This is a genomic window from Knoellia sp. S7-12, assembly GCF_040518285.1.
Lineage (GTDB): Bacteria > Actinomycetota > Actinomycetes > Actinomycetales > Dermatophilaceae > Knoellia.
Genome location: NZ_CP155449.1, coordinates 3,313,112 through 3,327,476 on the forward strand (window position 1 = coordinate 3,313,112; position 14,365 = coordinate 3,327,476).

Annotated in this window: 14 protein-coding genes; 1 reads left to right on the forward strand and 13 read right to left on the reverse strand. The window is 68.3% G+C overall.

Annotated elements, in window-relative coordinates; translation table 11 throughout:
- The first annotated feature begins 87 nt into the window (after nt 1-87).
- On the forward strand, nt 88-834 hold the full coding sequence (locus V6K52_RS15905; RefSeq protein WP_353951096.1) for a TetR/AcrR family transcriptional regulator: 747 nt from the start codon (nt 88-90) through the stop codon (nt 832-834).
- Here V6K52_RS15905 and V6K52_RS15910 read toward each other — a convergent pair.
- The 13 genes from V6K52_RS15910 to V6K52_RS15970 all read right to left on the reverse strand — a co-directional run bounded on the left by V6K52_RS15910 (nt 818) and on the right by V6K52_RS15970 (nt 14,179).
- Complete coding sequence (locus tag V6K52_RS15910; protein ID WP_353951097.1) at nt 818-1,786, reverse strand: exopolyphosphatase; 969 nt, start codon at nt 1,784-1,786, stop codon at nt 818-820. The two genes, V6K52_RS15905 and V6K52_RS15910, sit on opposite strands and share 17 nt — an antisense overlap.
- Nucleotides 1,783-2,328, reverse strand: coding sequence for a DUF501 domain-containing protein (locus V6K52_RS15915; protein WP_353951098.1), 546 nt, complete (start codon nt 2,326-2,328; stop codon nt 1,783-1,785). Before V6K52_RS15915 ends, V6K52_RS15910 begins: the two co-directional genes overlap by 4 nt.
- The gene (locus V6K52_RS15920; RefSeq protein WP_353951099.1) at nt 2,325-2,864 is read right to left on the reverse strand and encodes a septum formation initiator family protein; all 540 of its coding nucleotides are present in this window, start codon (nt 2,862-2,864) and stop codon (nt 2,325-2,327) included. Before V6K52_RS15920 ends, V6K52_RS15915 begins: the two co-directional genes overlap by 4 nt.
- Before the next feature lie 10 nt (nt 2,865-2,874).
- On the reverse strand, nt 2,875-4,173 hold the full coding sequence (gene eno / locus V6K52_RS15925) for a phosphopyruvate hydratase (RefSeq protein ID WP_353951100.1): 1,299 nt from the start codon (nt 4,171-4,173) through the stop codon (nt 2,875-2,877).
- Nucleotides 4,174-4,390: 217 nt separating this feature from the next.
- On the reverse strand, nt 4,391-5,335 hold the full coding sequence (locus V6K52_RS15930; RefSeq protein ID WP_353951101.1) for a pseudouridine-5'-phosphate glycosidase: 945 nt from the start codon (nt 5,333-5,335) through the stop codon (nt 4,391-4,393).
- Nucleotides 5,332-6,471, reverse strand: coding sequence for a PfkB family carbohydrate kinase (locus V6K52_RS15935; RefSeq protein WP_353951102.1), 1,140 nt, complete (start codon nt 6,469-6,471; stop codon nt 5,332-5,334). The genes V6K52_RS15930 and V6K52_RS15935 overlap by 4 nt, the downstream gene beginning before the upstream one ends.
- 55 nt (nt 6,472-6,526) lie before the next feature.
- Nucleotides 6,527-7,048: a hypothetical protein gene (locus V6K52_RS15940; protein WP_353951103.1), complete on the reverse strand. Its 522-nt coding sequence runs from the start codon at nt 7,046-7,048 to the stop codon at nt 6,527-6,529.
- A 159-nt stretch (nt 7,049-7,207) separates the two neighbouring features.
- Nucleotides 7,208-7,657, reverse strand: coding sequence for a hypothetical protein (locus V6K52_RS15945; protein WP_353951104.1), 450 nt, complete (start codon nt 7,655-7,657; stop codon nt 7,208-7,210).
- A 155-nt stretch (nt 7,658-7,812) separates the two neighbouring features.
- Nucleotides 7,813-8,580 carry a MazG family protein gene (locus V6K52_RS15950; RefSeq protein ID WP_353951105.1) on the reverse strand — a complete coding sequence of 256 codons (768 nt, stop codon included), beginning with the start codon at nt 8,578-8,580 and terminating at the stop codon, nt 7,813-7,815.
- Between the two features lie 4 nt (nt 8,581-8,584).
- Complete coding sequence (locus V6K52_RS15955; protein WP_353951106.1) at nt 8,585-9,136, reverse strand: hypothetical protein; 552 nt, start codon at nt 9,134-9,136, stop codon at nt 8,585-8,587.
- Nucleotides 9,133-12,750 (reverse strand): transcription-repair coupling factor, encoded by a 3,618-nt coding sequence (gene mfd / locus V6K52_RS15960; RefSeq protein WP_353951107.1) that lies wholly within the window; start codon nt 12,748-12,750, stop codon nt 9,133-9,135. The genes V6K52_RS15955 and mfd overlap by 4 nt, the downstream gene beginning before the upstream one ends.
- A gap of 30 nt (nt 12,751-12,780) precedes the next feature.
- Complete coding sequence (pth, locus tag V6K52_RS15965) at nt 12,781-13,371, reverse strand: aminoacyl-tRNA hydrolase (protein WP_353953788.1); 591 nt, start codon at nt 13,369-13,371, stop codon at nt 12,781-12,783.
- A gap of 109 nt (nt 13,372-13,480) precedes the next feature.
- Nucleotides 13,481-14,179, reverse strand: coding sequence for a 50S ribosomal protein L25/general stress protein Ctc (locus V6K52_RS15970; RefSeq protein WP_353951108.1), 699 nt, complete (start codon nt 14,177-14,179; stop codon nt 13,481-13,483).
- Nucleotides 14,180-14,365 lie beyond the last annotated feature (186 nt).

The window sequence follows — 14,365 nt, forward strand, 5'->3', positions numbered from 1 at the left end:
CTCGGGCAAGGCCCCGGAACCCCCGGGACACGCCCGGTAGGCTCAGGAATTCACCCGCGCGGCACTCAGAACGGATGACCTCCCGGCATGACCTCCACGGCAACTCCCGGTTCCTCGGACACCCCCGACCTCACCGGCTCCCCTGGCCCCAAGGAGTCCCTCACCACGCGCCGTCGCGGCCCCGCCAAGGGCACTCCCCGAGCACCGCGGATGAAGCGCGAAGAGCGCGAGCGCCAGCTCCTCGACGTCGCCGAGTCGGTCTTCGCCGAACACGGCTACCAGGAGACGACGATGGAGCTCATCGCCGCTGCCGCCGGGATCACCAAGCCGGTCATCTATGACCACTTCGGCTCCAAGGAGAAGCTCCTCGTCGCCGTCGTCGCCCGCGCCCGCGAGGACCTGCTCTCGTCGACTGCGGCCGCGCTCGATGCGCTCCCACCGCACTCGCCCGTCGAGGCCCACTTCCGGGCCGGGGTCCGCGCCTTCATGCAGTTCTTCGAGGCTCGCCGCGGCAGCTTCCGGGTCTACATGCAGGAGTCCGCCGTCGCTGTCGTGGCCGGACAGGACATCGAGAACCTCCGGCAGGCTCAGGCCCGCGACATCGCCGAACGATTCAGTGACAACCCCGCGATCGCGGCCTATCCCATGGTCTTTCGCGAGGCCATGGCCGAGATCATGATCGCCACCAACGAGCGGGTCGCCTCTTGGCGCCTGCGCAACCCCGAGATCGATCTCGACACGGCAGTCGAGATCGTGATGTCGGTGCTGTGGAACGGTTTCGGCTCCTACACCGCCGAGACGGTCCCCGAGGTCGCGATCAGCCCACGCAACTGAGGGCGATGCCGTCGAGGATGTCGTGCTCGGACGTGACGACCTGAGCCTGCGGCGATCGTTCGAGCACCCGGCCAAGGACCTCGTGCCAGATGAGCGCGCCCGCGCCGATGACGTCGACGCGACCGGGATGCATGTAGCCGAGGTCTGCGCGCTCGTCCATCGTTGCCTGCAGGAGACTTTGCGCTGACTCACGGTGTGCTTGCGGCGTGAGGTGTGCCAGATGGATTCGAGCCGGTTCGTATGCCGTGAGCCCCAGTGCGTGGGCCGTCACCGTGGTGATGCTGCCGGCGAGACCGACCACCGTCGCGATGCCGGACAGGTCGACGACTTCCTCAGCCCGGTCTATGGCAGCGATGATGTCGGCGTTCGCAGCGGCGATCTGCTGCGCAGTCGGTGGATCGCTCGTGAGGTGGCGCTCGCTGATCCGGACGCAACCGATATCGACCGACAGGGCGCTCTCGACCCGATCCGTTCCGCGCACGAACTCGGTCGAGCCCCCACCAAGATCGATGACGAGATAGGGGCCGGGAACATCGGCCGCGACGAGGTCACCCGTCGAGCCGGTGAAGGACAAATTGGCCTCCGCCCCGCCACTGACAACCTCGGGCGAAACGTCGAATCCCGCTGCTGCAAAGGCGTTCTCGACACCAGTGACGAACTCGGCAGCGTTGCGTGCATCACGCGATGCCGACGTGGCAACGAAACGCACACGTTCGACAGAATGCTCACGGCACTGGGCGGCATACTCCCGCGTTTGGGCCACGGTGCGCTCCATGGCCACCGGGTCGATGACTCCGGTGCGGTCCACGCCGTAGCCGAGGCGAACGACTTCGGTACGACGAACAACATCAACCAAAGACAGAGCCCGGTTCACATCCGCTGTGTCCACGGGGTCGGCAATGAGCAGCCGGATCGAGTTGGTGCCGCAGTCGATGGCGCCGACGCGACTCACTGCTGCTTGCCCTGCGGCGCTGCAGAGTCATCCGCCAGCTCGGTGCAAGGATATGTGGTCCACCACTCGGGCAGCATCTCGAGGGCCTCGTCGCCCAGCGGGTTGACGCCCGGTCCGACGCTGAGTGAGTGCGCGACGAGAACGTGGAGGCACTTGACGCGGCTGGGCATGCCACCGGCGCTGATGCCGTCGATCTCGTCGACCTGCCCGAGCTCGGTCCGTCGGGCGAGGTAGTCCTCGTGCGCTGCGGCATAGCGGGCGGCGAGATCGTCGTCCTGCGAGAGTCGGTCGGTCATCTCACGCATGACGCCCACGGACTCGAGGGTGCTGATGGCGCCGGTGAGCCTGGGGCAGGTGGCATAGAACGAGGTCGGGAACGGTGTGCCGTCCGGGAGCCGCGGCAGGGTGCGCAGGACGTCGGGCTCACCACACGGGCAACGGTGGGAGACCTCGACGACACCGCGCGGGATGCGACCGAGCTGACGCTCGACGGCGTCGAGATCCTCCTGGGCGACCGGTGCGCGGTCGGGAGTCGTCGTCACCGGCGGTGATTGGCGGGCACGTCGGCCGCCTGCATCGAGGACCAGATGGTGTCGTACCAGGGGTCGGTGCTCTCACCCGCGCGGGCGACGGTGGAGTCGCGCTTTTCGATCTCGGGATCGAGCACGGTGTAGGACTTCTCGCCGACCTTGACGAACTTCAGGCGGGTGCGTGCCTGCTGCTCAACGTAGGCCGGGTCCTCCCAGCGGGCCTGCTCGGACTGCAGCTCGTCGACCGTCACCTTCTGCTGGGCGACCTTGTCGCGCAGGGCGCTGATGTCGGACTGCTGCTGCCAGTAGGCCCGCAGGGTCGGCGCCACGAGGATGACGAGGAAGAGCACGACGACGCCGAGCCCGACTCGACGGACCGTCCGACGGTTCGCCCGGGCACCGTTGAGCCGTTCGCGCCACCCGTTGGTGGCCTGCTCCGCCACCTTGCCCGGGACGGGCTCACGAGGAGCCCGGGCGCGCGGCGAGGGTCGAGAGGAAGCCGGACGTCGTGGTGACGATCCGGGTCCTCGACTGCTGCCGCGCGCCATGGGTGCTGCCTCAGGCCTTCTTGCCAGCGGTGAAGCGCGGGAAGGCCGCGGCGCCGGCATACTCTGCGGCGTCGTCGAGCTCCTCCTCGATGCGCAGGAGCTGGTTGTACTTGGCGACGCGCTCGGATCGCGCCGGTGCGCCGGCCTTGATCTGGCCACAGTTCGTCGCGACGGCGAGGTCGGCGATCGTCGTGTCCTCGGTCTCGCCCGAGCGGTGGCTCATCATGCAGCGGAAGCCGGCACGCTGGGCCATCTCGACGGCGTCGAGGGTCTCGGTGAGCGAGCCGATCTGGTTGACCTTGACGAGCAGCGAGTTGGCGGTGCCGCTCTCGATGCCACGGGCGAGACGCTCGGGGTTGGTGACGAAGAGGTCGTCGCCGACGAGCTGGACCCGAGAACCCAGGCGGTCGGTCATGGCCTTCCAGCCGTCCCAGTCGTCCTCGTTGAGGGGGTCCTCGATGGACACGAGCGGGTAGGCGTCGACGAGCTCGGCGTAGTAGTCGATCATCTCGGCGGCCGACTTCTTGCCGCCCTCGAAGTTGTAGGTGCCGTCGTCGTCGTTGTGGAACTCGCTGGCGGCGACGTCGAGCGCGAGCGCGATCTCTTCGCCCGCCTTGAAGCCCGCGCGCTCGATGGCCTCGAGGATGAGGTCGAGCGCGGCGCGGTTGCTGTCGAGGTTTGGCGCGAAGCCACCCTCGTCACCGAGCCCGGTCGCCAGGCCCTTCTCCTTGAGGACGGCCTTGAGCGCGTGATAGACCTCGGCGCCCCAGCGCAGGGCCTCGCGGAAGGTCTCGGCGCCGATCGGCGCGATCATGAACTCCTGGATGTCGACGTTGGAGTCGGCGTGGGAGCCACCGTTGAGGATGTTGAGCATCGGCACCGGCAGGACGCGCGCGTTGGGGCCACCGAGGTAGCGGAACAGCGGCAGACCCGCGGACTCGGCAGCGGCCTTGGCAACAGCCAGGCTGACACCGAGGATCGCGTTGGCGCCGATCTTTTCCTTGTTCTTGGTCCCGTCGATGGCGAGCATCTCGGCGTCGATGAGGCGCTGGTCGTGGGCCTCGAAACCGAGGAGCTTGGGGCCGAGCTCGTCGATGACGGCGTCGACGGCCTGCTCGACACCCTTGCCGAGGTAGCGGTTCTTGTCGCCGTCACGGCGCTCCGCAGCCTCGAAGGCTCCGGTCGAGGCGCCGCTGGGGACGGCTGCGCGGGCGATGGTTCCGTCGTCGAGGGCAACCTCGACCTCGACGGTGGGGTTGCCTCGCGAATCTAGGATCTCGCGTGCTCCGACGGCGTCGATGCTGGCCACTTCGCCTCCTGGGCGGTCGTGTGAGGGCATGCAGGATGTCGACTCCGAGCCTAGCCCGTGCGTGAGGTGACCTGAATGACCGACCCGCATGCCGGCATACCCGCTCTCCAAGGGCGAGACGACCACCTGTTGACGAGATGATCAGCTCTGGCTGTTCGTCTCGTCAAAAGGTGCTCGTCTCAGGAAGAAATGCCGTCGGGTATGCCCGATGGTCGCTTCAGGCGACCGGCGCCACTGCCGCGTAGGCCCGGGCCAGGGCGGAGCCGAGGCGGGCGTTGCTGCGCACCAACGCGATGTTGGTCTCGAGGCTTGCGCCATCGGAGAGCTCGACGATGCGGCCGAGGAGGAACGGGGTGATGTCCTTGCCGATGATCCCGCGCTCGCCGCACTCGGCGACTGCCTGGTCGATGAGGGCCGAGATCGCCTCGGGCGCCATCTCGTCCTCGGCAGGGACCGGGTTGGTGACGGCGATGCCGCCGCGCAGCCCGAGGTCCCATTTGACCCGCATCATCTCGGCGAGCTCCTCGACCGTGTCCGTGCGCATCGGCGCGGAGAATCCCGACGATCGGGAGTAGAACGACGGGAACTCGTCGGAGCCGAAGGTCACGACGGGCACACCGAGGGTCTCCAGGACCTCGAGCGTGCGGCCGATGTCGAGGATCGACTTCACGCCGGCCGAGACGACGGCGACATCGGTCAGGCTGAGTTCGGTGAGGTCTGCGGAGATGTCCATCGAGTCCTCGGCGCCGCGGTGGACACCACCGAGACCGCCGGTGACGAAGACCTTGATCCCGGCGAGGGCAGCGAGTCGCATGGTGCTCGCGACGGTCGTCGCGCCGTGGCGCTTGGTTGCCATGACGTGTGGCAGGTCTCGAATGCTCACCTTGGCGACGTCGGGGTGGGTGGCGAGCAGTTCGAGTTCGTCGGTGGAGAGGCCGATGCGGGCGACGCCGTCGAGGATGGCGATGGTCGCTGGCGTGGCGCCACCATCGCGGACGATCTGCTCGACCTCGCGGGCCATCTCGACATTGCGCGGGTAGGGCATGCCGTGGCTGATGATCGTCGACTCGAGAGCGACGACGGGGCGACCGCCGGCCAGCGCCTCGGCGACCTCGGGTGCGAGGGCGAGAGCGGGATGCGCATTCTTGGCGTAGTGGGTCATGTCTTCCCTTGCTGGGTGGTGAGGCGCCCGGTCACGAGCGCGTGGGTGAGGTCGGGGCGCACGGTGTGTGCCGACTCGGTGGTCAGGGCGGCAGTGGCCTGGCCGAAGGCTGCGGCGGCAACGGGGTCGTCGTCGCGAAGGAGGGCGTGGACGAAACCCGCGGTCATCGAGTCACCGGCGCCGGTGACCTCGACGACCTCATCGCTCACACGCGCGTCAGTGGTGACGGTCGCCCGTCCCGGGGGATCGGTTGCGGCTGTGGAGAGGAGGCTGCCCCGCGCACCCCGGCGCACCCACACGTGGCTCACGCCGAGACCGTGCAGCTCTCGGGCGGCGCGGCTGATCGCCGGGATGGTGTCAGCGACGTCGTGGTCGACCAGGGCTGCGAGCTCGGCGATGTTGGGGGTCACGGCCAACACGGGTCGATCGGCGGCCAGCAGAGGTCGCAGGCGACGAGCCTTGACCACCGACACCGGCTCGATGACGACGGGAACGTCACCCAGACGCGCCACGTCGCACAGCCACGAGGCGACCTTGAGGGGGACGTTGCCGTCGACGACGAGCAGATCGCAGTGCTGGATGAGCGAACGGGCCGGCTCGATGTCGGCGACGGCGAGGGCGTCGGTTGCGCTCATGTCCGAGACGGCGACAGAGAGGTCCCCGTCGTGGTCGAGCACGGCGAGGTAGGTGCCCGTCGGCCGGACGCCGGCGACGACGTGGTCGAGCCGCACTCCCGCCTTCCGGGTGTGGGCGAGGAGCTCTTCACCGAACGAGTCAGTGCCGATCGCTGCGACGAGGTGAGTGGGGGTCCCGAGCCGGGCGAGGTTCTCGGCGATGTTGCGGCCAACTCCGCCGGGGTGGGTGGTGATCTGGCCGGGGTTGCTCGTCGCCGAGTCGAGGGGGGCGCCGGAGCGCGCCTTGACGTCCATGACTGCACCGCCGACCACGACGACCCCCGCCTCGCCACGCACGAGGTAGCCGCGGCCCAAGATCGCTCCCTTGCGGGTGAGGTTGGACAGCGCGACCGACACTGACGCCTTGGTGCTGCCGAGCCGCTCGGCCAAACCGGCGGCATCGAGCAGCGGGTCGGCACGGAGCAGGCGCAAGATCGTCTGTTCCTGAGGAGTCAGCTTCACATTGAAGAGTTAAGCATTACTTGGTTCTCCAAGTCAATGGCGTCGCCGAGGACGATCACTCGTACAGGTCCGCCATGGTGAACTCCCCGTCGGTGCCCCGGAAGACCACGACGACCCTCAGGTCTTCGATCCCATCACTCCCCCGGCAGATTGTCGTCACGTCGGTGCCGACCTTGGCCGTGTGAGGGCAGGTCATGTCTTCGTACCAATCGTCCTCGAGCACGTCAGCGAGCGCTGCGCCCGACACCGAGCCGTCCGCAGCCACCGTCACGCGCTGGGACCCGTCCATGAATCCCTCGTCGAAGTCGCCGCCGAACGGCCCGCCCATGAGGAAACCGAAGAAGATCATCGGCAGGACGAACGACAGCACCATGGCCCCGATCCCGCCGATGAGGACGCCGATGAGACCAGCCACCCATGGGTTCAGCCCGGTGGATCGCGGTGCAGGAGAAGGCATTCCGGCGTATGCCGGGTGCACCCCATAGGGAGGCGGCCCACCTTGGGCGCCCTGGCCGTAGTACGCCTGGGGGCCAGGACCGTGGCCGGGGCCGGGCGGCAGGGGTGACTGGTACGACATGGTGAGCTCCTCGGGGCGCGCAGGTGGCTCAGAGTCGCACGCCTGTCGGTGCGCTGTCCGGGCATTCGCCGGTTCGTGACCGGATGATCGCCCCGGTCCAGTCAGCCCCACCACTTCGCGCATGCGCCTCCTTGATCGCCGCGGGTGCGAAGCGCGCCGCTACTCGCTGAAGACCTCGGCCGTCTCGAAACGCCCGGTGTCGTCCAGGAACAGCACCACGACGCGATAGGTGTCATAGCCGTCGTCGACCCGGCACACCGTCGTCACGTCAGCGGCGACCCGCGGCGAAGATGGGCACACCACCTCTTCGTAGTACCCACCGCCACCCACGTCGAGTACGGCGTCACTGAGCAAGAGTCCTGGCACGCTGCCATCGCTGGCCACTTGGACGCTGCCCGTCCAGTCATCGGCCAGGTCGTCGATCCCCTCCCACGGCAACGGTCCACCCGTCGCGACCCAGAGCAGCGCACCAACAACGGTGGCAAGCAGCATTCCCCCAAAGGCTCCGAGGCAGGCCGCGACCCACGGGTTCAGTCCCTTCGACTGCCGATCGGGAGTCGAACCAAGGTATGCCGGGTGGCCGGCATATTGGCCCGGCGCACCGTGCATGGGCTGACCGTAGTAGGTGACCGGCGACGGGCCAGGGCCAGGCGGCAGGGGTGGCTGGTACGACAAGGTGAACTCCTCACGAGGCCCAGAGTGAGTTCAGAATCGCACGAAACCTGCGACGGCGTCGGGCAATCCCCGGTTCGCGACCGGCCAACTCACTCCAGGGACAGGGACGCGCTGGGGGCCCGCTTGGCGGCCTTCTCCTGCGCCTTGATGCGGGCCCACTCCGCCTCGACCTCTTCGGGGGTCGAGGCATCACCGTCGGCGAAGACGTGCGGGTGTCGGCGGACGAGCTTGTCGACGAGCACCCCAGCGACCTCATCGATGTCGAACTGGTCCTCGGGCGACTCCGCGTCCTCGGCAACCCGCGAGTGGAACAGCACTTGGAGCAGGACGTCGCCGAGCTCCTCGGCAAGGTGCTGCCGGTCCCCCGAAGCAATAGCAGCGATGGTCTCTTGGGTTTCCTCGGTCAAGTACTTCGCGAGCGACTCGTGCGTCTGCTTGGCATCCCACGGGCAACCGCCCGGCGAGCGCAGTCGGTCCATGACGGCCACGGCGTCGAGCAAGCGCGACCCGGGCACGTCCCATGAGCCGACGATGACCTCGACCTCGGGCGGCACCTCGAGTCGCGAGACCTCGGAGGCGATGGCGTCGGTGAGGCCCGGGTCCGCATCCGACGAGCCGAGCCAGACGACGTCGGTGTCCACTGAACGACTCACGAGCAACCGCGCGAGGTCGGGCGCCGACAGCTCCGGACCCACCGCATCCACCGACAGGGCGGACTCGACGACGGCGTCCACGACCGGCTCCGAGACGTCCCGGCACAGACGTGCGGAAGCCGACTCCACGGCATACCAGGCACTGCGGGACAACAGGCCCGGCGCAACGCGCGGACTGGTGACGAGGAGGCTCAGGCGCCCCACGGCGTCACTGAGCCGGGGCGGCGGATGGCACCGACGCCGCGGGCGCGGGGACGAGCCAGTTGGCCCGGGTGGGCACGACCGACGCCTGCTGGGGGTCGAACGTGCCATAGCGAGGGTTGATCGAGATGTCGAGGGCCCCGAACTCCGCGAGGAGCGCCTGACCTGTTGCCTCGTCGAGCTGCTGGCCGCTCATGTCTGCCTGGATGACGTCGACGGCTGCATCGGAGGGCGCCTCCGGAAGGTTCTTGAATTCCGCGCGCGCAGCCGACTCGCTCTGCGGCCTGCCCGCCTTCGTCGCGGCCTCATTGACGTAGGGCGCTCGGATCAGCAGACCGAGGATCTCGCTGGCCGCATACGGCCGCCCCTCTCTCGGGAAGGCCAGGTTGAGTTCGTCCGTCGCCTCGCGCAGCTGCTGCTCGGTGATGACCCGACCGTCGACGACCGCGGCGGTCTCCGCCGATGAGGTTCCCGAGCATGCTGACAGCGCGAGAACGCCGGCGAGGGCGAGAGCGGTGGTGCGAGCCTTGACGGCCTTCACAAGGTGTCCCTTCGTCATCGGGCGGACTCCGCCACCCTTGCTGCTTCTCCGACATTGTCCATGACGACACTGCGGATGACCGCACCTGCCCACTCGAGCACCGCGTGGTTGCGCAGCGGCTGCCCTCCGACGCGAGCCGTCATCGGTTTGGGCACGAGGATCGTGCCGAGCGCCTCCTTGATGATCGAGCCCGGATAGAGGCGCTGAAGTCGCAGCTCTTGGCTCTCGCGCAACTCGACCGGGCCGAAGCGCACCGTCGTGCCCTGCATGGAGATGTCCTTGATGCCGGCAGCGCGCGCGACCGTGCGCAGCCGGGCCACCTCGATGAGGTTGCGGACGGCCTCCGGTGGCTTGCCGTAGCGGTCGACGAGCTCGGCCTCGATCTCGACCAGCGCGGCTTCGTCCACCACGGTCGCGAGCTTCTTGTAGGCCTCGAGGCGCAGCCGCTCCCCCGGCACGTAGTCGTGCGGCAGATGCGCATCGACCGGCAGCTCGATCTTGATCTCGCCGATCTCCTCGTTGACGTCACCACGGAAGGTCGAGACGGCCTCGCCGACGAGCCGGACGTAGAGGTCGAACCCGACGCCCGCGATGTGGCCGGACTGCTCGCCACCGAGGAGGTTGCCGGCGCCGCGGATCTCGAGGTCCTTCATCGCGACCTGCATGCCGGCACCGAGATCGGTGTGGCTGGCGATGGTCTGGAGACGGTCGTGTGCCGTCTCGGTGAGCGGGTTCTCGGGCGGATAGAGGAAGTAGGAGTAGGCGCGCTCGCGGCCACGCCCGACCCGTCCACGCAGCTGGTGCAGCTGGCTGAGTCCGAGCCGGTCGGCACGCTCGACGATGAGCGTGTTGGCGTTGGAGATGTCGAGTCCGGTCTCCACGATCGTCGTGCAGACGAGGACGTCGAAGCGGTTCTCCCAGAAGTCGAGGACGACCTGTTCGAGCCGGTGCTCGCCCATCTTGCCGTGGGCGGTGGCGATGCGCGCCTCGGGGACGAGTTCGCGGATGCGAGCCGCAGCCTTCTCGATCGTCGACACCTTGTTGTGGATGTAGAAGACCTGGCCCTCGCGCAGCATCTCGCGCCGCACCGCGGCAGTGATCTGCTTCTCCTCGTAGGCGCCGACGTAGGTGAGAACCGGGTGCCGCTCCTCGGGAGGCGTTGCGAGAGTGGACATTTCGCGTATGCCGGTCACAGCCATCTCGAGTGTGCGCGGGATCGGCGTGGCCGACATCGCCAGCACGTCGACCGCTGTCCGCATCTGCTTGAGCTGCTCCTTGTGCTCGACCCCGAAGCGCTGCTCCTCATCGACGACGACGAGTCCGAGATCCTTGAACTTGATGCTGTCGGAGAGCAGCCGGTGGGTGCCGATGACGAGGTCGATGGAGCCGTTGGCGAGGCCCTCGATGACCGCCTCGGATTCCTTTTTGGACTGGAACCGGCTGAGTGCCTTGACCGTCACGGGGAAGGGCGCGTAGCGCTCGGTGAAGGTCTGCAGGTGCTGCTGCACGAGCAGGGTCGTGGGCACGAGGATGGCGGCCTGCTTGCCGTCCTGGATCGCCTTGAAGGCAGCACGCACCGCGATCTCGGTCTTGCCATAGCCGACGTCGCCACAGATGAGCCGATCCATGGGGACCTCTCGCTCCATGTCGGCCTTGACCTCGTCGATTGAGCTCAGCTGGTCGGGCGTCTCGACGTAGGCGAAGGCGTCCTCGAGCTCGCGCTGCCACGGGGTGTCGCGCGAGAATGCGTGCCCCTTGGTCGCCATCCGGGCGCTGTAGAGCTGGATGAGTTCGGCCGCGATCTGCTTGACGTAGCGGCGCGCCTTGGACTTGGTCGTCTTCCAGTCCGAGCCGCCCATCTTGTTGAGGGTCGGCTGCTCGCCACCGACGTAGCGAGTGATCTGGTCGAGCTGGTCCGTCGGCACGAACAGGCGGTCGCCCGGGTGTCCACGCTTGCCCGGGGCGTATTCGAGCACGAGGTACTCGCGTGTGGCGCCCTGGATGGTGCGCTGCATCATCTCGACGAACTTGCCCACACCGTGCTGCTCGTGGACGACGAAGTCGCCCGGCTTGAGCTGGAGAGGGTCGACCTGGTTGCGCCTGCGTGACGGCATACGCCGCATGTCCTTGGTCGACGGACCCGTCGACGGGGTGCCGGTGAGGTCGGTCTCGGTGAGGACGACGAGGCGGCCCGCAGCATGGACGAAACCGCGCCCGAGCTGGGCGGTCGTGACGTGGACGATTCCGGGCTCGAACGTGTCGAGCGCGGTCTCGAGGCGGGCCGGGACCTCGGCCTCGCCGAGGACCTCGACGATGCGCTTGGCCGACCCCTGACCGTCGGTGGCCACGAGGACGCGCCAACCGTCGTCGGTCCAGGAGCGCAGGTCTGCGGCAGCGGACTCGATGTCACCCCGGTATGCCGTGGGGTCCACGGTGCCGGTCTCTGCGACGCCTGCCTCGGTCGTGTCCATCGTCTCCAGATCGAGGGCGAAGGGCGTGAGGTCCCACCACGGGTGCTGCGTCGCACTGGCGTGGTCGCGCAGGTCACCGACGGACCAGAACGAGGCCGACCCGAGGATCTTCGCGAGGTCGATGGGGACGGCGTTGCCGGCGGCGGCGTTGGCCCAGCCGGCCTCGAGGAACTCCTGGCTCGTGGCCACGAGGTCGTGGGCACGAGTCCGCACGCGCTCGGGATCGCAGGTGACGACGGGTGAGCCGGCGGGGAAGCTGTCGAGCATTGACTCCATGCCGTCGACCAGGGCCGGAGCCAGCGACTCCATGCCCTCGACGGCGATGCCTGCGGCAAGCTTGTGGAGCAGGTCAGCAGCGCCGGGCAGCTGGTCAGCCAACACCGCAGCACGGTCACGCACGGCGTCGGTGAGCAGGACCTCGCGGCAGGGCGGGGCCCACAGTCCGTGCGACGCGACCTCGAGGGAACGCTGGTCGGCGACCTTGAACCAGCGGATCTCTTCGATCGTGTCGCCCCAGAACTCGACGCGGAGCGGGTGCTCCTCGGTCGGCGGGAAGACGTCCAGGATGCCACCGCGCACGGCGAACTCGCCACGACGCTCCACGAGGTCAGTGCGACTGTAGGCAGCACCAGCAAGCGCCTCGACGACCTCGTCCAGGTTGTGGTCCTCACCGGCGCGCAGGGCGACCGGCGTGAGGTCACCGAGACCTATCGAGATCGGCTGCAGGACAGCGCGCACCGGCGCCACGACGACCGACAGTGGACCGTGTGCGACGTCGTCATCGGCGACCGAGGCCGGGTGGGCGAGGCGGCGCAGCACGGCCAGACGGCGACCGACGGTGTCGGAGCGCGGACTGAGCCGCTCGTGCGGCAGCGTCTCCCAGGACGGGAAGTCCGCGATGACGTCAGGGTCGAGGACGCAACCCAGGGCCGCCGTGAGGTCTTCGGCCTCGCGGCTCGTCGCGGTGACGACGAGCAGGGGCAGTCGGTCGGGTGCGGTCGCGCGCAGGCGCTGCACCGCAGCGGCGATGAGGGCAGGACGGGCACCGGCGCTGACGGAGACGTCGAGCGTCTGCGTGCCAGGTCCGGTGGCGGTCTCGAGGAATGAGTGGATCTGTGGGGCGGCGCCGAAATGATCGACAACCGGTTGCAACGTGGGCATCGTCGCCCAGCCTAACGCCGGGGTGTGACGCTAGCTTCCGGCTGCAGGCGCGTGGAACTTCTGCTGGGTGTCGAGCAGGCCGTGGGTCACGAGCATCTCGACCGCGTCGGCCGCATCACTCAAGGTGAACGGAAGCTCCTTGCGTTCAACCGGCGAGAAGTCCCTGAGCACGAAGTCGGCCGCATCCTGGCGTCCCGGTGGTCGACCGATGCCGACACGCACGCGCAGGTAGTCCTTGGTGCCCAGCGACTTCGAGATCGAGCGCAGCCCGTTGTGCCCGCCCTCACCGCCACCGAGTTTGAGACGGACGTCACCGGCCGGGATGTCGAGCTCGTCGTGGATGACGACGAGCCGTTCGGGTTCGACCGAGAAGAAGCCCATGAGCGCCTTCACCGGACCCCCCGACTCGTTCATGTAGCTGTGGGGCACGGCGATGACGGCACTCGGTCCGGGCACTCCCCCGGGGCCCGTGCCGATCCGCACCTGCGCAGCGGCCGCCCGCGCCTTGTGCGCGCGCAGCGCGTTCTTCGTCCGGGAAGCCAGCTCGTCGACGACCATCGCTCCGACGTTGTGGCGGTTGCCGGCATACGTCGGTCCAGGGTTGCCCAACCCGATGACCATCCACGTCTCGCTCACAACCGACGAGTATGCCGTCCGCCCACCCGGACAGCACAGCAGGCCCGGTCCGCAGTGGACCGGGCCTGCTGGTTCAAGCAGTGGAGCGCGAGGCTCAGGCGTCTTCGGACTTCTCGCCGTCGCCCTCGGCGTCGTCCCCGTCGGCGGCAGCTGCCTCGGCCTCGATCTCCGCGGCCTCCTCCTCGGACGGCTCGTGCTCGATGCCGGCCTCGGCCTCGGCCTCGGCGAGCTCGGCCTCGAGGGCCTCGGCAGAGATCTGCTGGGTGACGTTGACGACGAGCGCCTCGGGGTCGGTGACGAGCGTTGCGCCCGCGGGGAGCTCGATGGCGCCGGCGAGGATCAGGGTGCCGGCCTCGAGACCCTCGACCGAGACGGTGACCGACTCGGGGATGTGGGTGGCCTCGACCTCGACCTGCAGGCTCGAGTTGTCGAGGTTGACCAGGGTCTCGGGAGCGGCTTCGCCCTCAAGGTGGACCGACACGTCGACGATGACCTTCTCGCCCTTGCGGACGATGACGAGGTCGATGTGCTCGATGACCGGCTTGATCGGGTCGCGCTGGACATCCTTGGCGAGGGCCAGCTGCTCGGAACCGTCGAGGACGATCGTGAGCAGGGCGTTGGGGTTCTTGAGCGCCATCATGGCGTCGTGACCCACGAGGGTGATGTGCAGCGGCTCGGCGCCGTGGCCATACATGACCGCGGGGATCTTGTGGTCGCGGCGGATCTGGCGGGCAGCGCCCTTGCCGAACTTGGTGCGGGCCTCGGCCTGCAGCTTGATGGTGTCGTTGGCCACGGGAACTCCTGAAATATGGGGTGAATCGGTCAGGGACGACATCGGAGGGGACTCGACGTCTGCGGTGGCCTCGACGCGGGACACGGCACGGACAGGCGCGCTGGTCCACGGAAAAATCTCGGAGTCACATGAACCGAATCTTTCAATGACCACCGCGTCGATCACGGACGTGCATGGCCCGAGAAG